This is a genomic window from Phycisphaerales bacterium (genome assembly GCA_035627955.1).
Classification (GTDB): domain Bacteria; phylum Planctomycetota; class Phycisphaerae; order Phycisphaerales; family UBA1924; genus JAEYTB01.
The window spans coordinates 205,811-222,998 of sequence record DASPKU010000015.1; the positions used below are offsets into that span (position 1 = coordinate 205,811).

Annotated in this window: 14 protein-coding genes; 10 read left to right on the forward strand and 4 right to left on the reverse strand. The window is 68.8% G+C overall.

The window, feature by feature from the left end; genetic code table 11:
* Positions 1 to 269: 269 nt before the first annotated feature.
* Positions 270 to 1,787 (forward strand): AI-2E family transporter, encoded by a 1,518-nt coding sequence (locus tag VD997_13600; GenBank protein HYE63026.1) that lies wholly within the window; start codon positions 270 to 272, stop codon positions 1,785 to 1,787.
* Positions 1,788 to 1,879: 92 nt separating this feature from the next.
* Here VD997_13600 and VD997_13605 read toward each other — a convergent pair whose 3' ends face one another.
* Positions 1,880 to 2,638 carry a lysophospholipid acyltransferase family protein gene (locus VD997_13605; GenBank protein HYE63027.1) on the reverse strand — a complete coding sequence of 253 codons (759 nt, stop codon included), beginning with the start codon at positions 2,636 to 2,638 and terminating at the stop codon, positions 1,880 to 1,882.
* Positions 2,639 to 2,750: 112 nt separating this feature from the next.
* On the opposite strand from VD997_13605, the gene VD997_13610 reads away from it, so the two are divergent.
* The 7 genes from VD997_13610 (at position 2,751) to VD997_13640 (ending at position 8,134) form a co-directional block, all read left to right on the forward strand.
* Positions 2,751 to 4,229: a replication-associated recombination protein A gene (locus VD997_13610; GenBank protein HYE63028.1), complete on the forward strand. Its 1,479-nt coding sequence runs from the start codon at positions 2,751 to 2,753 to the stop codon at positions 4,227 to 4,229.
* A 21-nt stretch (positions 4,230 to 4,250) separates the two neighbouring features.
* Positions 4,251 to 4,520, forward strand: coding sequence for a UPF0175 family protein (locus VD997_13615; GenBank protein HYE63029.1), 270 nt, complete (start codon positions 4,251 to 4,253; stop codon positions 4,518 to 4,520).
* Positions 4,520 to 4,996, forward strand: coding sequence for a DUF3368 domain-containing protein (locus tag VD997_13620; protein ID HYE63030.1), 477 nt, complete (start codon positions 4,520 to 4,522; stop codon positions 4,994 to 4,996). The genes VD997_13615 and VD997_13620 overlap by 1 nt, the downstream gene beginning before the upstream one ends.
* Positions 4,997 to 5,006: 10 nt before the next feature.
* Entirely contained in the window at positions 5,007 to 5,984 is a 978-nt protein-coding gene (locus VD997_13625) for an ACP S-malonyltransferase (GenBank protein HYE63031.1), read from the forward strand.
* Between the two features lie 18 nt (positions 5,985 to 6,002).
* The gene (locus tag VD997_13630; protein ID HYE63032.1) at positions 6,003 to 6,821 is read left to right on the forward strand and encodes a hypothetical protein; all 819 of its coding nucleotides are present in this window, start codon (positions 6,003 to 6,005) and stop codon (positions 6,819 to 6,821) included.
* Between the two features lie 99 nt (positions 6,822 to 6,920).
* Positions 6,921 to 7,670, forward strand: a complete 750-nt coding sequence (fabG, locus tag VD997_13635) for a 3-oxoacyl-[acyl-carrier-protein] reductase (GenBank protein ID HYE63033.1) — start codon at positions 6,921 to 6,923, stop codon at positions 7,668 to 7,670.
* Positions 7,671 to 7,699: 29 nt separating this feature from the next.
* Complete coding sequence (locus VD997_13640) at positions 7,700 to 8,134, forward strand: hypothetical protein (GenBank protein HYE63034.1); 435 nt, start codon at positions 7,700 to 7,702, stop codon at positions 8,132 to 8,134.
* A gap of 6 nt (positions 8,135 to 8,140) precedes the next feature.
* Here VD997_13640 and VD997_13645 read toward each other — a convergent pair whose 3' ends face one another.
* The 3 genes from VD997_13645 to VD997_13655 form a co-directional block, all read right to left on the reverse strand.
* Positions 8,141 to 12,736: a CHASE domain-containing protein gene (locus VD997_13645; protein HYE63035.1), complete on the reverse strand. Its 4,596-nt coding sequence runs from the start codon at positions 12,734 to 12,736 to the stop codon at positions 8,141 to 8,143.
* Between the two features lie 208 nt (positions 12,737 to 12,944).
* Positions 12,945 to 14,165, reverse strand: a complete 1,221-nt coding sequence (locus tag VD997_13650; GenBank protein ID HYE63036.1) for an RluA family pseudouridine synthase — start codon at positions 14,163 to 14,165, stop codon at positions 12,945 to 12,947.
* A gap of 42 nt (positions 14,166 to 14,207) precedes the next feature.
* The gene (locus VD997_13655; protein HYE63037.1) at positions 14,208 to 15,224 is read right to left on the reverse strand and encodes a hypothetical protein; all 1,017 of its coding nucleotides are present in this window, start codon (positions 15,222 to 15,224) and stop codon (positions 14,208 to 14,210) included.
* Positions 15,225 to 15,509: 285 nt separating this feature from the next.
* Here VD997_13655 and VD997_13660 point away from each other — a divergent pair, with 285 nt between their 5' ends.
* Both VD997_13660 and flgG read left to right on the forward strand, forming a co-directional pair.
* Positions 15,510 to 16,280: a flagellar hook basal-body protein gene (locus tag VD997_13660; protein ID HYE63038.1), complete on the forward strand. Its 771-nt coding sequence runs from the start codon at positions 15,510 to 15,512 to the stop codon at positions 16,278 to 16,280.
* A 90-nt stretch (positions 16,281 to 16,370) separates the two neighbouring features.
* Complete coding sequence (gene flgG, locus VD997_13665; protein ID HYE63039.1) at positions 16,371 to 17,186, forward strand: flagellar basal-body rod protein FlgG; 816 nt, start codon at positions 16,371 to 16,373, stop codon at positions 17,184 to 17,186.
* Positions 17,187 to 17,188: the final 2 nt, after the last annotated feature.

The following is a 17,188-nucleotide window of genomic DNA, read 5'->3' on the forward strand; positions in this document are numbered from 1 at the left end:
GTCAAAGGTCCGGCGCGCTCGGTCAGATGCGCGGCTCCGTCGGTCAAAAGTCCGGCGCGCTCGGTCAAATGCGCGGCTTCGTCGGTCAAATGCGCCGCTTCTTGGGTCAAAAGTTTGGCACGCACGCGAGACCCTCCCGCGTTGTCAGTGAGGAGTTCGGACTCCCGGTCGCCGGCAGGGGCAGAAGCTGCGCAGTTTGGGCAAGCGGGCCAGCGGAATCCCGAACAAACGGTGGCTTACTCCGCCCAACGTCCGATCATTGTGCTGCCATGCCGCCTGACTCCGATAACCAGCACCTCAACCCCCACTCGCCGGTCCCCCCTACCACTGCCGCCGCGGCGAACGCTGCGCGGGTGGTAGGTTCTGGCGGCGGGACCACACCCCACGGCGGGCAGCCGCTCTCCAAGCTCCACATCTGGCAGATTCAGCCGGTGCGGGACCTGCTCGTCATCGGGGCGGTGATCCTGATCGTGTGGCTGGGGCACAAGATTTCGATCGTGACGGTGCCGATGCTGCTGGCGCTCCTGCTGGCGTACCTGTTCGAGCCGCTGGTGGCGTGGGCGGTGCGTCGAAAACTGTTCACGCGGCGGGGGGCGGCCATCACCATCATCCTGCTGGGGGCCGCGGCGTTGATCGGGCCGGTGGGGATCGGCGGCGGCTTCGCCACCTGGCAGGGCGTGCGGCTCGCGGGGCGCACGGTGCGGAACGTGGACAACCTCGTGCAGTCGGTGGCCCACCCGCAGGACGAGGCGGCCCTGAACAAGCTGCCGCCGGCGTGGCGGGACGCGCGCGACCGGATCGTCGAGGACGAGAGTCTGAGGCGGCAGCTGCTGCCGCTGGCGGGGGTCAAGCCGGAGGGGGCGGAGAGCGGAGAGCAGGGAGCGGAGAACGGAGAGCGGGGAGCGGAGAGCGGGGCGGAACAGAAGCCTGCGCCCCAAGCCGTCCCCGAGGGCGCGCTGCAAGGCCCACAGCCCGCGCCGCCGCAGGCCGAGCACCCGCACGCGAGCGAGGAGTCGGACGTCGGGCGGATGATCTCGTGGGTGGTGTCGTCGGTGCGGCAGAACGCGGCGACCATCAGCCAGCGGCTGGTCAACGTGGGCACGGGCATCGCGGGGCAGGCCCTGGACGTGCTCAAGGCCGTGGGCGGCTTCCTGTTCGGCGCGTTCCTCACCGCGTTCTTCTTCTACTTCTTCTGCACGGGCTACGGCGAGGTGCAGAAGTTCTGGGAGGGGCTGATCCCCGAGAAGAAGAAGGGGCGGTTCATCGACCTGGTCACCAAGATGGACCGCGTGATCGCGGGGTTCGTGCGCGGGCGGCTCACGGTCGCTGGCGTGCAGATCGTGGTGTACACGGTGCTGTACTCGCTGGTGGGCGTGCCCGCGCCGCTCATCGTCGGGCCGATCATGGGCATCCTCACCATCGTGCCGTACGCCTCGGGCATCGCGGCCCCGATCGCGATGGGCCTCATGTGGCTGGACCCGCCCGGCGGCTGGCGGGGCGAGTGGTGGTGGATCGTGGGCGGCCCGCTCGTGGTGCTCATGATCACGCAGTTCCTGGATGACTACGTGCTGACGCCGATGATCCAGGGCAAGGCGACCAACATGGACACGCCGACGATCCTGTTCGCGTCCATCGCGGGCGGCTCGATCGCCGGGTTCTATGGCGTGCTGGTGGCGATCCCGGTGGCGGCGTGCCTGAAGATCCTCTTGAAGGAGGTCTTCTGGCCGCGGTTCCGGGCGTGGAGCGAGGGAAGGGCGCCGGACGTGCTGCCGATCCGGGAAACCTAGTGGCAAAGTGGCAAAGTGGCGAAGTGGCAGAGTGGCAAAGTGCGCAAGCGTGCGCACGGGTCTTTTCACTTTGCCACTTTGCCACTTTGCCACTATCCCCGGTACGCCGGGCTCGTGCTCGGCGTGGGGGCCGTGGGCCAGCCGGTCTGGTCGAGGTACCAGCTCTGGAGGAGCTGCGCGACCTCGGCGGGTGAGTAGCGGCGGTCGTCGAAGCGCATCAGCGGGCCGAAGGTGATGCGGCTGTGGCTGCTCATGCGGAGGCTGGTCCAGGGCATGCGGGCCTGGGGCGTGCCCTCGATGACCACCGGCAGCACCGGCGCGCCCGTGCGCGAGACGATGAGGCCGACGCCGGGGTGGAAGGGCAGGATGTGGCGATGCGGGCGCTCGATGGCGCCCTCGGGGAAGACGCCGATCACGCCGCCCTGCTTGACGTGTTTCAACGCGTCGCGGGCCCCGACCGTGTCCTTGCCGGTGCGGTCGACGAAGATGATGTCGGCCCAGTCCCAGATGAGGTCCATGGCCGCGACCTTCATGTCCAGGGCCATCATCCAGCGGATCTCGAAGGGGCAGGCGGACTGCACGAGCAGCGGGTCGACGCCGGCCGTGTGGTTGCACACGACGACCAGCGGCCCGGGCCTGCGGGTCTTGGGCACATGCTGAAGGCCGCGGACCTCGAGGTGGTGGACGAGGCGGACATAGACCTGCACGAAGCGGAAGGCCAGCCCGATGAGGGGGTCGCCCTGGCGGGGGTTGTCCAGCACCCAGCGCGAGAAGAACGCGAAGGCGAACAGGGCAAGGACGAGGATGGCCCAGCCAAGGGGTGTCACGAGGGGGAGGATGTTAGCGGGCACCTAAACGAAGTCTTGTCAGACGCGGGCCTGAAGGTTCTACGAGGGGCGGTGGTGTTGGGGTTCCGTGGGGGGTAGAGTGGGGATGGGTGTGACGAAGTGACGGAGTGACGAAGTGGCGGACTTGTGGGCCGCGAAACGTGAGCAGGCACGTCAGGGCGTGATGCCCCTGGCGATGCGCATGCGCCCGCGCACGATGGACGAGTACGTGGGGCAGCAGCACATCCTCGGCCCGGGGAAGCTGCTGCGGCGGATGCTGACCGCCGACGCGGTGACGTCGCTCATCTTCCACGGGCCGCCGGGCACGGGGAAGACCACGCTGGCGGAGCTGATCGCCAAGCAGACGAAGCGGGCTTTTGTGCGCGAGAACGCCAGCAGCGTGGGCGTGAAGCGCATCCGCGAGATCATCGACGAGGCCGCGAACCGGCTGGAGCTCGAGGGCAAGCGGACGATCCTGTTCCTGGACGAGATCCACCGCTTCACCAAGAGCCAACAGGACGTGCTGCTGGGGGACGTCGAACGCGGCCTGATCACGCTGATCGGGGCGACCACGGAGAACCCGCTGTTCGCGGTGAACTCGGCGCTGGTCTCTCGCAGCACGCTGTTCCGGCTCGAGCCCCTGAGCGAGGCGGACATCGTGAGCGCCCTGCGGCGGGCCATCGCCGACAAGGAGCGCGGCTACGGCGCGCTCAACCTCGAGGTCTCCGACGAGGCCCTGCACGTGTGGGCGACGAAGAGCGACGGGGATGCGCGGCGGGCGCTCACGGCCTTGGAGGTGGCGGTGCTGTCTTCGCTCGATGGCACTGTCTTTGGTGGCACCGGTCTCCCGACCGGTGTGCGTTTGGAGCAAGGTGGAACGAAGAGCACCGGTCAGGAGACCGGTGCCACCCCAGACGGTGCCACCAAAGGCAGGATCACCATCGACGGCCAGGTCGCCGAGGACTCCATCCAGCAAAAAGCCGCCGTCTACCACGGCACCGGCGACGAGCACTACGACGTCATCAGCGCGATGATCAAGAGCGTGCGCGGCAGCGACCCCGACGCGGCGGTGTTCTGGATCGCCCGCATGCTCGACGCGGGGGAGGACCCGCGCTTCATCGCGCGGCGGCTGGCAATCCTCGCCAGCGAGGACATCGGCAACGCCGACCCCCGCGGGATCATGGTGGCCGCGGCGTGCTGGGAGCTGGTGGAGCGGATTGGGATGCCCGAGGCGCGGATCACACTGTCGCAGTGCGCGATCTACTTGGCGTTGGCGCCGAAGAGCAACGCCAGCTACATGGCCATCGAGATGGCGATGGAGGATGTGCGCGAGGGCCGCACCGTCCCTGTCCCCGTCTACCTCAAGGACAAGAACGTGCGGGCCGCGGCGGAGATGTCGGCGGGCGGCCGCGAAGGTTTAGAAAGAGCCGGCACCGCGGGCGTGCAGGGCGGCGCCAGCGAGGGCTACAAGTACGCCCACGACGAAGCCGGCGGCCTGGGCACGCAGGATTACCTCGGCGTGGACAAGCGGTACTACATCCCGACGGATCGGGGGGCGGAGAAGTTGCTGGGGCAGTACCTGGAGGAGGCGCGGAGGGCCCGGGGGAAAGAGTGAGAACGAGCACTACAATGAGCTATGACCTTGACCATCCCCGACGAGGTTCTACAGACGAGCGGCCTCAGTGAGCGCGAACTGCTCATCGAGATCGCCTGCCGGCTGTATGATGCCGAGAAGCTTGACAAGACACCGGCGTGCCGCTTGTGCGGGCTCAGCCGCGTGGAGTTTGAGGACGAGCTTCACAAACGGAAGCTGCCCCTATACCACTTGTCGGTTGAAGACTTCGAACAGGACATGAAGACCGTCGAAGCGATGAGGCAGTCCGACAAAGGCCGGAAAGCCGGCTGATGGTTGTTGTTTCCGACACGTCACCACTCCGGGCGTTGCAGGCGGTTGGTCTGCTCCATGTCCTTGAGCCGCTTTACACGCGCGTTCTCATTCCGACTGCGGTCGCTCGCGAGCTCGTCGTGCCCACTCAAGCAGTGAGTGCGCTCGACATCGGGAGCATTCCCTTCCTCGTGGTTCGCAGCCCGGAACGACGCTTGGATCTTCCCATGCTTGGCGAGGGTGAGACGGAAGCGATATCGCTCGCAGTGGAGGTCTCAGCCTATAGCATCATTGTCGATGACCGCCGGGCGCGGCAGGTTGCCGCGCGTATGGGACTGCGCACTGTTGGGGCCGCCGCGATTCTCGTAGCGGCTAAGCACCGAGGGCTGATCGATCATGTGGCGCCGGTCTTGGAAGAGCTTGAGCGCAAGATCCAGTTCCGCCTTTCTTCTGACGTACGACGCACGATCCTGCTGATCGCGGGCGAACTCGACTAAACTTCGAACTATGACACCAGGCTCCATCATTCTCTGCCCCGGCCAGGGCGCGCAGGTTGTCGGGATGGGCAAGGCGTGGTTCGAGGCGTCGGAGGACGCGCGGGCGGTGTTCGCGGCGGCGGACCGGCAGTTGGGCGATCGGCTGGGGGCGCCGCTGTCGAAGCTGTGCTTCGAGGGACCGGCGGAGGTCTTGAACCGCACCGACGTGAGCCAGCCGGCGCTGTACACGACGGGTATCGCGTGCTGGCGGGCGATGCTGGCGAGCGGCGACCGCCCCGTGGCCGCCGCAGCGGGGCTGTCGCTGGGCGAGTACACCGCCCTGCACGTCGCGGGCGCGATCTCCTTCGAGGATGGGCTGGAACTGGTCACCCTGCGCGGGCGGGCGATGCAGGACGCGGCCGAGTCGCCCGAGGCCATGGCCGGCGGGGGCGGCGGCATGGTGGCGCTCATCGGCGGGACCGACGAGCAGGCGGAGCAGATCGCCCGCGAGGCGCGGGGTTCGTCTGGTGGGGGGCAGGTGCTCGTGTGCGCGAACTTCAACGCCCCCGGGCAGGTGGTGCTGAGCGGGCACAAGCAGGCGTGCGAGCGGGCGGTGAAGGTGGCCGAGGCCATCGGCGTCAAGTCCACGCTGCTGCAGGTGGCCGGGGCGTTCCACTCGCCGCTGATGGCGGGCGCGGCGGAGCGGCTTGGGCAGGCACTCGCCAAGACGGCCATCCAAGCCCCCAGGTGCACGGTCGTCTCCAACGTCACCGCCCAGCCGCACACGCCCGACGCCGAGACCATCCGCCGCCGACTGGTGGAGCAGCTGACCAGCCCCGTCCGCTGGGCCCAGAGCTGCGCGTGGCTGGCCGCCCAGACCACGGGTGCGGGCGCGGGCGGTTTCAGCTATGTTGAGCTGGCCCCTGGACGTACACTCATGGGCCTGATGCGGCGAATCGACAAGAGCATCAAGGTGGACACCAACGACGTGCCGCCGGTGGCGGCCTAAGGGCAGGTACGAACGCGCATGACCAAGCCGAGCCAATCCATCCGTTCTGAGTCGCTGGCCTCCCGGGCGGGGCGGGCGCTGCTGTGCACAACGCTGACGCTGGGCGTCATCGGCATGGTGGCGATCCCCGGCGTGGTCATCACCGGCTGCGAAGAGAAGAAGCCACCGCCGCCGCCCCCACCACCGCCGCCGCCGCCGCCCACGCCGGCTGAGCCCATCCAGGTCGACCCCGTGCTGCAGAGCATGAAGCCAGACAAGCGGGTGCAGTTCCCGCAGTCGGCCTCGCCGATCGACGAGTCGCTCGCCCGCGCGGTGATCTCGCTGGCCGACGCCCTCGCCCGCGGCGACGCGAGCAAGTTCGGCGGAATGCTCAACGGGGACGCCAAGTCGCTGCTGGACCAGCTCCAGGGCGACGGCAGCTGGGACGAGGCGGTGGCAAAGATCGAGGCGGTTCGCATCGTGGCGATCGATGACCAGGCACCGCCGGCTCCGCCCTCGGCGACCATGACCAACGCCAACGTCTACATCGCGGTGCAGGAGCCCGGGCGTGCGTACCTGGTGGCGTTCAACGCGACCAGTGATAACGGCGCCTGGAAGTTCAGCGGCACGCGCTCGACGTCGCAGACCCGGCCGCGGGCGTCGGACTTTGACTCCATGCCGGTGATGGCGCTGGCGGTAGACAAGGGCGGGCCCGGGCCACAGAAGAGCAGTGGCGACGACGACTCTTCGAACACGGTGGTGGACAATCCCGCCGTGCCGACCGGCGACAAACCGACCGACGGGCCCAAGAAGATCAACACGCCCTCGGGCCCGGTGACGATCCCGGGGAGCGGCTGAGCGCCCTTGGGGCGGCGGGTGTTTGCAGTGGCAGAGCCATAGGTCGTAGAGGTCGCAGATGTCCTCTAGGACCTATTTTTTTTCTCGGAGAGACAGCAGATGACAGAGACACAAGTGACCCGCGTCGCCCTCGTGACCGGCGCCTCCCGCGGCATCGGCAGGGCCATCGCCCTGCGCCTGGCGAAGGACGGCCGGCACGTGGTGCTCGCGGCCCGCAGCGAGGGGCCGCTCAATGAGGTCAAGAGCGCGATCGAGGCCGCGGGCGGCAAGGCCTCGGTCATGGTCGTCGACATCGCTGACGCCAAGGGCTTCGCCGCCGCGGTCGAGAAGGTCGCGGAGACCCACGGGCGGCTTGACATCCTCGTCAACAACGCCGGTATCACCAAGGACGGTCTTGCCCTCCGCATGAGCGATGAGGACTGGGACCTGGTGCTGGACACGAACCTCAAGTCGGCGTTCGTGGCGATCCGGGCCGCGGCCCGCAGCATGATGAAGAACCGCTTCGGCCGCATCGTGAACATCTCGTCCACCAGCGGCGTCGTAGGGAACGCGGGCCAGGCGAACTACGCGGCCGCGAAGAGCGGGCTCCTGGGGCTGACCAAGACCATCGCCCGCGAGCTTGGCAGCAAGGGCGTCACGTGCAATGCCGTGGCCCCCGGTTTTATCGAGACCGACATGACCCACAACCTGCCCCCGCAGGTGAAGGAGGGCGTGCTGAACCTCATGGCGGTGAAGCGCCTGGGCAACGGCGACGACATCGCGGCGGCGGTGGCGTACCTCACGAGCGACGAGGCGGGGTTCATCACGGGGCAGACGGTGTGCGTGGATGGCGGGATGACGATGACGTGAGTGCCAGTGCTTCGCGGTAAGCTGGTGCCATGGCAATACGAAAGTCATGGGTAGCCGATGGCGCGCAGGTGCTGGTCGTTGCTGCTGGCAAGGGCGCTCGTGATCAGGCTGTGCGCTTTGGTGTCTACCACAGCCACAACCACCGCACCTTCAGGCCATCGAAGTACATCGCCTTCTATCACAAGGGTTTGATCGACCTCATCGCGGAGATCGAAGGCCCGCCCGAGGACGATGTGATCATCGCTCAGCGGCCAGAGCTTGCCGAGTGGGCACGTGTCATGCCCGAGAGCAATGGTGACCCGTGGGAACCGCACTGCTTGTTCAGGCTTAAGAACGTGCAGGCGATCGGGCCAGTTGTAAATAACGCGAGGGATAAGAACGGTGACCCGACAGCGTGGACACAGAAACAGAGGTATACGACGGTGGCGCAGCTGCGGAGTGCGCGTGTGACATCTGAGATCTGAACACGCTCACTCCGAGCCGTGCGCGGATGTCAACCCCCCCACCACCTCCCGCAGCCCCGTTAGCGGCTGGCCGCGACGGTGCAGGAGGACGCGGTCGCTCTCGTAGTTGTGGTCGTCGGCGGGGACGTTGAGCACCAGGGCGCGCCGGCCGTTGTGCGCCAGGGCGTGCACCTCGCGGGGCGACGCGGTTGCCGGCTCGACCACCACCAGCGAAGACGGGGACGCGTCGGTGGGGTGTTCACGCCGCACATCGAAGCCCGCCGTGGTCAGCAGGGCGGAGACGTACGCGGCCTGGCGAGGGTCCTTGAGCTCGACCTGAGCCAGCGGCCTGGCGGCCGCGGGGTCAGAGCCTTCCATCGGCGCGGCGGCGGGGATGAGCAGGCGGAACGTGGAGCCTTGGCCGGGCGCCGAGTCGATCTCCACGCGCCCGCCCGCGGCGGTGACGATTCCGGCGACGATCGAGAGGCCCATGCCGGTTCCCGAGCCGCTGCGGCCGGCGGCGCGGGTCCGGGTGGTGAAGAAGGGCTCCATGCAGCGGCGGCGGACCTCCTCGGTCATGCCGGCGCCATTGTCGGTGACGGCGACCTCGACCATCGCACCCTTGTCGCGGGAGCGGACGTGAATGTCGATGCGGCCGTCCTTGCTCTCGCCGTGGCGGGCGTGCACGGCCTCGCGGGCGTTCTGCACGAGGTTGAACACGGCCTGGGTGAGGCGGTGGGGCGCGATGGCCAGCGGCGGACAGCCCGCGTCGGCGCGGGTGGTGACTCCAACGCCCCGCCCCACGCCCGACTGGAAGATGCGGCCGGCGTCGGCCTGCCAGACGGTGGGGTTGGTGACGGCCGTGGCGCCCTCCTGAGACGGGTCCATCGCGAGCATGCGCATGCCGCGGGAGAGCTCGGAGAGGTAGCCGAGCACGGCCGCGATGGCCGCGGCGCTTTGGCGGACCTTGGTGTCGGTGCGGGCGGCTTCTTCGAGCTCCTCCACGTGCACGCGCATGGGGAGCAGTGCGTTGTGCAGGTCGTGGCCGAGGCCGGCGGTGAGCGTGCCCAGGCTGGCGAGGCGCTCGCTGTCGCGCAGGCGCCGGGCCGCGCTCTCGAGCTGGAGCGTGCGCTCCTGGACCATGACTTCCAGGCGGCCGCGGTAGCGGGCGAGCTCTTCCTCGGCGGCCCGCCGTGCGGTGATGTCGCGCTGCGTGCCCCACACGCGCAGGAGCTTGGTCGGGTCGGAGGGATCCCTGACGCCGACCATGCTGTTGGAGAAGTAGACAGTCCTTCCGTTGGCGTCCTTCTCCTGGCTTTCGATGTCGACCACGCGGTAGCCCGTTTCAAGCACGTGCGTGATGTAGGCGCGGGCGGAAGGGTCGCTGGAGGGGAGCATCATCTCCAGGTTCTTGCCGATGAGGTCTTCGGGCGAGGTGAGGCCGTACATGCGGGCCATCACGTCATTGCACTCGGCGAAGTGGGCGTGCTTGTAGACGTGCTCGAGCTGCTGCTCGATGGGGAGCGTGGTGTCGAGCGGGGGCTCGATCTCCAGCCGCCAGATGCCCTCACTGCTGTTGGCGATGAAGGCGCGGTAGCGCTCCTCGCCGGCGCGGAGGTCGCGGGCGACACGGGCGCGTTCGATGGACTCCCAGCAGCGGGCGGCGACGGTCTGCACCAGCTCGACCTCGTCGTCGCGCCACTCGCGCGGGCTGGTCTGGTGCACGGCCATGGCAGCGGCGAAGCGGCCGGCCTTGTGCAGCGGCACGCAGATCACCGAGCGGATGTCGGTGGCGCGGTAGGCGGCGCGGACCTCCTCGCAACGGGCGTCCGTCTCGGAGTCCTGCACGACGAACGGCTGATTGGCCCGCATGAGACGGAGGCACTCGGCCCCGAACTGGGCGAAGGTGTAGCGGCCGACAATGCTGCCGACGCCGTCGTTGTAATCGCCGGTGAGGTTGAAGGTGTCCTGGTCTCCCTCGACGTCGGCGTAGGCGCAGCGGTTGGCGTGCAGGTGCTGGCCCAGCATGCGGGCCGCGGCCTGGGTGATGGAGTGCGGGTCGTCGATGGCGCGGGTGGCGTCCTCCAGCGCCAGCAGCAGGCGGTCGCGGGCCTGAGACCGGCGGAGGTTGGTGATGTCGCGGAAGAGGACGGCGACGGTGCGGCTGCCCTCACCCCCCACTCGCGCCGCGTAGACGTCGTACCAGCGGTTGAGAGCGCGCGCTTCATCAACAAATCGCTCGGGGACGCCGGTGTCGGCGATGCGGTGGTAGAGCTGGAACCAGTGCTCTTCGTGCGCGGGACGGAGCTCACGCATGCTCCTGCCCACGACGTTGGTGAGGCCTGTCTGCTCCTCGAAAACGTGGTTGACTTCGATGAAGCGGTAGTCGGGGCGGCCGTCGGAGGTCTGCGTCGATTCGATAAGGCAGAAGCCCTGATCGAGAGATTCGAAGAAGCTGCGGAAGCGGGCCTCGCTCTGGCGCAGGCGCTCGTCGGCCCGTCGCCGCTCGGTGGTCTCGGCGAAGACGCCGACCATCCGCTCGGGCTGGCCGTTGCCGGGCGGGACGTGGCTGCTCATGCTCAGGACAACGCGCGCGCTGCCGTCGGGGAGGCGGAGGCAGTATTCGATCTCCAGGCGGACGCCGCGTTTGCGGGAGTCCTCGGTAGCGGCGATGACACGCTGCAGGTCGTCTGGGTGGACCCGCGCGAACATGGCCTGCTTGGCGACCGGGCCGGGCGGGACGGCGAAGATCTCGCGAGCGCGCTCATCGAGCGTGAACTCGTCGGACTCGAGGTTCCAGGTGAAGGTTCCCAGCTGCGCGACCGAGAGGGCGGTGCTGAGGTAGGCCTGGTGAGAGCGGAGCGACTCCTCTACGCGGCGTCGCTCGGTGATGTCGCGGATGTATCCGGTAAAGAGGATGATCCCGCCGACCGCGGTGCGGGTGATGCTGAGCTCGACGGGGAACTCCTCGCCGTTCTTGCGAACGGCGGTGATCTCCAGGCGGCGGCCCAGCACGGTGCTGGGCCCGCCCGCAAGGTGGCGCCGCAGCCCATGGCGGTGGGCCTCGCGGAACTGCGGCGGGATGATGAGGTCGGCCATCTCGCGCCCAACGACCTCGTCGCGCCTGTAGCCGAAAATCCGCTCCGCCGCGGGGTTGAAGTCCACGACCTTGCCGTCGGCGTCCATGGAGATCACCGCGTCGAGCGCGGTCTCGAGCACGGCGGTCTTGCGGGCTTCGCTGATGCGCATGGCGTGCTCGGCCGCGGCGCGGGCAGTGACGTCGGTGATGGAGGCGACCCAGCCGCTGATCGTCCCGTCGGGCTCGCGCCAGGGCGTGTAGACGACGTGGATGCGCTTGTTTCCCGCGGCCACCCACGGCATGTCGGCCTCGTACTCCACGCGCTCGCCCGCGAGCACGCGGTCGATGTAGGGCCGGATGATCGCGAGGCCCTTGTCGCCCACAACCTCGCGGACGGCGCGCCCGGCGATCGATTCCACGGGGAGCCCAGCGATTTCCGCGTAGCCCGGGTTGGCGGCGATGTACCGCAGGTCGCGGCTGACACGCACCAGGCCCACGGCGGCGGTGTCGAGGGTCTGGCGCAGCTCGGCGGTGGCGGCGCGGGACTGCTCACGGGCGTGGTCCGCGGCGGCGCGGGCGCGGGCCTCGCGCCCGGCGATGAGCGCGAGGAGCGCGGAAATCCCGGTGCCCGCGAGGAACGCGGGGAGCACCAGGCCGCGCCCCCACGCCTGCTCGAACCCCGGCAGCGCATGGTGGTCGATGGTCCAGGTCCGTCCGGCAAAGGTGACGGTCTCCGAGGCGGTGAAGCCGCTGGGTGCGGGGGCTGAGTGCTCCGAGTAGAGGAGGTGACCCTCGGTCCGCTCCACCCCGTCATACACCTCCACCCCGGTGCGCGTGTGGCCGACGCTCGCGAGCAGGTGAGTAAAGAGATCGGTGGCGCGGAAGGGGCTGTAGACGAAACCGACCAGCGCGGCCCGCCGCTCCTCGATCGTCTTTGGCGAGGTGCCGTTGCGGTATACCGGAACGTACACGAGGAAGCCCGGCTGGGCATTGTCCTCGTCGACCTCCTGCACCAGCCTGACCGGCCCCGACATGGCGGGCATGCCGGTGTCGCGAGCCCGCTCCATGGCCTCGCGCCGCGCAGGCTGGCTGTACATGTCGAAGCCGATTGCACGCCGGTTGCGGTCGTCCAGCGGCTCCAGGTACAAGACAGCGTGGTACTCGTCGCGGGCGGGCTCCGGCGGCCACACCCGGAACTCGAAGACACCCGCCCACTCCGAGCGCCCCAGCGCTTCCACCGACTCGCGCCGGCCATCGGGCGAGCGGGCGGTGAAGCCGATGCCCTGGATGCCGGGGTACAGGCGGGCGAGCTCAAGGCGGCCGACGAACTCCTGGAACTCCTGTCGGCTGACCCTCTCGCTCGCGGCGTAGAGGGCGGCGCTGGCGCGGAGCATGGCGGCGTAGGTTTCGAGGCGCGAGGTGATAGCCTCGCGGGCCTGGGCCGCGCCGAAGGCGAAGCGCTCCTGGTCACGCGCGGTGACCGCTCGGTGGAGGGCGATCGTGGCCAACAGCGTGCAGGCCAGCCCGATGGCGAATACGACCATGCCGACACGGTTGCGGCGCCACCACCCGCCAGGCCAGGAATGGGACGACGCAGCGGCCGGGGATGGGCAGGGTGGGAGAGGCATGGGCGCAGGGCCGCCGCGCATGGACGGGCTGAGTCAACTCTACCGCCGGGGGCATGAGTGCCGGATGAGGCGGCAGGGGGATCGTCGGGGCCTCGAAGTCAGGGCGGGACGTCAGGGCGGGACGTCAGGGCGGGAGAACCTTGGCGATGTCCACCGTCGCGCCCGGGGGCGCGAGGCGCTCCAGGCGTGAGCCCGAGTGCTGGTGGAGCGTGCGCACGAGGCGGCCGATGTCGCCGCGGAGCGGGGCGGTGAACTGCATCGGCTGCTCGGTGATCGGGTGCTTGAAGCCCAGGATGGTGGCGTGCAGGGCCTGGCGGGCGATGATGGGCTCGCCGGTCGCGGGGTCGACGAAGGGCCGCCCGCCGTACATGTCGTCGCCGACGATCGGGTAGCCGAGCTCGGAGAGGTGCACGCGGATCTGGTGCGTGCGCCCGGTCTTGAGCTCGAGCTCGACGAGGCTGAACCACTCGTCGCCCACGGTGCCGTCGGTGCGCGTGCGGTTCTCGAGCACGTACCGCTCGCGCACGCGGTAGATGGTCACGGCGTGCTTGCCGAGCTCGTCGTGCCGCACCACGTACTTCTCGCGGTAGCCCTTCTCGCGCGATGGGTGCGGGCCGATGGGCAGCTCAACGACTTCGATGGGCGGCTCCACCTTCCCGTGCACCACGGCCATGTAGCGCTTGTCCACCGTGCGGTACTCAAACTGGTGGCCGAGCTTCCAGTGGGCCTCGTCCTGCTTGGCGAAGACGATGCAGCCGCTGGTGTGGCGGTCGAGGCGGTGGACGACGCCGGGGCGGGCGAACTCGGCCCCGACGCTGGACAGTTTGGGCGAAGCAGCACCGGTCGGGAGACCGGTGCCACCGTGTTGAAAGTGCCACGCGAGGGCGGAGAGCATCGTGCCCTTGAGGTGCGAGCGGGCCGGGTGCACGATGATGTCGGGCTGCTTGTTGATCACCAGCAGGTGCTCGTCCTCGTACATCACGTCGAGCGGGATGTTCTCGGGGACGATGTCCTTGCTGGGCGGCGGCGGGATCACCACCTCGACCTCGTCGCCCGCGCGGAGGTTGGTGGAGGACTTCGCGACCCGCCCGTTGACGGTGACGCCGCCCTCGCCGATCAGCTTCTGCAGCTGATTGCGCGACATGAAGGTGATGCGGTCCGTGAGGTACTTGTCCAGCCGCTTGTTGAGGTCGCGCTGGAGCGTGAAGGTGACGGTGCGGAGCTCCGCGTCGTCATCGGCGTCGACGCCGGTCTGCTCGGCCTGCTCGAGGGCGCGCCGGATCGCCTCGGCGTCGACCTTGCCGCCGGGGAGCAGGAGGCCGGACGTGCGGGCGATGTCGTCCATGGAAAAGCGGAAAGCGGAAGCCGGAAAGCGGAAGTGGAGCGGTTACTTTGGCGCGGGCGGGTTTTCGGGCTGCGGGGCCGGGGGGTTGGTCGGCTGCGACGCGGGGGGCGTGGTGGGCTCCGCCGGTGGAGTCTGAGGGTTGGCCGGAGCCGGCTCCGTGGGCGGGTTCGCGGGCGCCGGTGCGGGCTGCTCCGGGTTGGTGGCCGGGGCCGGGGTCGGCGAGGGCGTTGTCGGCTGGCGCAGCGGGTCGGTCTGCGGGGGCTGGGCGGGCGGGGGCAGCGGCTGCGGCTGCAGGCCCGGCGGGAGCTGCGACGGATCGATGGGCGTCAGCGTCGGGGCGGGCGGCTTAGGAGCCTCGGGCACCGGCGGCAGGTCAGCCTTTGCAAACGGCGGCGTCACGTTCTTGAGCTCATCGAGCTTGGCGATGCGCTCCTTGGCGACCTCGATGTGCGCGGTCAGGCCACCGGCCTCGGCGAGCTTGACGATCTCGTCGTAGTTGGCCTTGGCCTTGGCAAGGTCGTTCTGGTCCTCCGCGACCGCGGCCATTCCGTACAGCGCGCCGATCGCGAGGATCCGCTTGCCGTCGTCGTTGCGGAGGTCGTTGTAAACTTGGGCGTAGAGGTCGCCGGCCTTGGTCAGGAACCCGGCCTTCTCCTCGGGCTTGAGAGCGTCCTCGGGCTTGTCGAGGGTGCCGTCGGCCTTGACCGTGACACCGGGGCGCACGCCGCGGCGGACTGAATCGAGGTAGGCGTCGGCCGCCTCCAGACGTGCGATCGCGGCGACAGCCGAACCCGCATCGGCGTGGTCGCTGGCGATCTGCAACAGGCTGTCAGGGCTCGGGTTAGCGCCGGAAATGACCGACTCAAGCTCGGAGAAGGAGGTGTCGAGCTTGGCCTCCTGGCTCTGCCGCCAGCGCATGCGCAGGCCGTAGGCCGCGGCCACCAGGGCGACGACGAAGAGGATCGGCACGCCCCACTTGCGGAGCCAATCAATGAACTCCTCGTTGTACTTGGACTCCTCGAGTCCGGCGCCTACGCGGATTTGACGGTTGTCGGCCATGAGGTCCCCAGGCTAGCAACCCCCCGGGATGGGGGCACAATGCCCGCACCGGTGGGAAGGGGAGTGTAGGAGAGGAGCGGGGCGCAGGGGTTGCGCGGGGGCGCAGAGGGCCTGCGCGAACATGGGCCACACGACGCCGGGACTGAGGGCTTTGCCGAAGTCCCGGTTTGAGCGCGACGGCTGTCGTCGCAGTCGCCGCCAACCCGGGACTTCGCCCAGAGCGGCTCAGTCCCGGCGTCGTGTGCTTCGCACTGGCACGCCCTTCGCGAATGCGACCCGCAGCGCATGTCGTACGGGCTGAACATCTCCGCCAGCGGGCTCATGACCTCGATCTACGCGCAGGAGGTGTGGGCCAACAACCTCGCGAACATGGACACGCCGGGGTTCAAGCCGGACATCCCGGTTCCGGCGGTGCGGCAGGACGTGCGGCGGGAGGATGGGGTGGGTTATCTCCCCAGCAACACCCTGCTCGAGCGGCTGGGCGGCGGGACGCTGATGCACCGCAACCGCGTCGACTTCTCGCAGGGGGCGATCAAGAGCGGCGGGCCGCTCGACCTCGCGATCGAGGGCTCGGGGTTCTTCGTGGTGCGTGATACCGAGGACCGCAAGGGCGACATGGTGCGGCTGACGCGCGACGGGCGGTTTACACGGGCGGCCGACGGCTCGCTGGTGACCGCGACGGGCGGGATGCCGGTGCTCGACGTCAACAAGCGGCCGGTGCGGCTGCCCCCGGGGTCGGTGCAGGTTGGCAGCGACGGCACGGTGACGCAGGGCGGGCGGGTGGTGGCGCGGATCAAGGTCATCGACGTGCCCAGCCTCGATCTGCTCCAGAAGGCGGACAAGAGCCAGTTCGTGGCCGACGCCAACGCGCTCTCGAGCCAGCGGCCGGCGCGGGGCATCGTGAAGCAGCACGCGTACGAGGACTCCGCGGCCGACGAGGTGCAGGCGCTGATGCGGATGTCCTCCGCCGCGCGGGATGTCGAATGGAACGCGGGCATGATCCAGGCTCACGACCGGATCATGGAGCGGGCGATCGGGATGGGGCGGCTGGCTTGAGCGAAATAGCAAATGAGCAAATTGGCAAAGGGCAAATAAAGGCACGACTCTGATTTGCTCTTTGCGAATTTGCCCTTCGAGGATTTGACGATGGCAATCAACGCACTGCAGTCCGCGGCCTCGGGGTTGACGGCGCTCAACACCGCCCTCGACGTGACCGCGAACAACCTCGCGAACGTGAACACGCAGGGGTTCAAGGCCAGCCGCGTCAACTTCCAGGACCTGTTCTATCAGGAGAAGGCCCAGCCGGGCGCGGTGAACAGCAACGACGACCAGCGACCCACGGGGCTGTACGTGGGGCTGGGCGTCAAGGTCAGCGGCACGCAGATCGACTTCACCCAGGGCGCCGCCCAGAGCACGGGGCGGCCGCTGGACGCGATGATCGAGGGAGCCGGGTTCTTCCAGGTGACGGTCGAAGACTCCAAGGCCTCCGAAGGCCGAGGCTACACACGGGCGGGGAACTTCGCCCTCAACGCCGACGGCGAGATGGTGCTCGCCAACGACCAGGGGCGGCGGCTGGAGCCGGTGATCACGATCCCGCCTAACGCCATCCAAGGGTCGATTTCGATCAGCTCCGATGGGCGGGTGACGTACATGACGCCGGGCGCGACCGAGCCGAGCGAGGCCGGGCAGCTGCAGGTGGCGACGTTCGTGAACCCCGCGGGGCTGCGGCAGATCGGCGAAAACCTGTACGGCGCGACGGTCGCGAGCGGGCCGGCGAACGTGGGCGTGCCCGCGGAAGAGGACCGCGGCACCATCGTGCAGGGGTCGCTGGAATCGAGCAACGTGGACCCCACGCGCGAGCTGATCGAGCTGATCCGCGTGCAGCGGGCCTTTGAGATGAACAGCCAGAGCATCAAGGCCGCGGACGACACGCTTCGGACCGTGAGCCAGCTGAGGAGGTAACG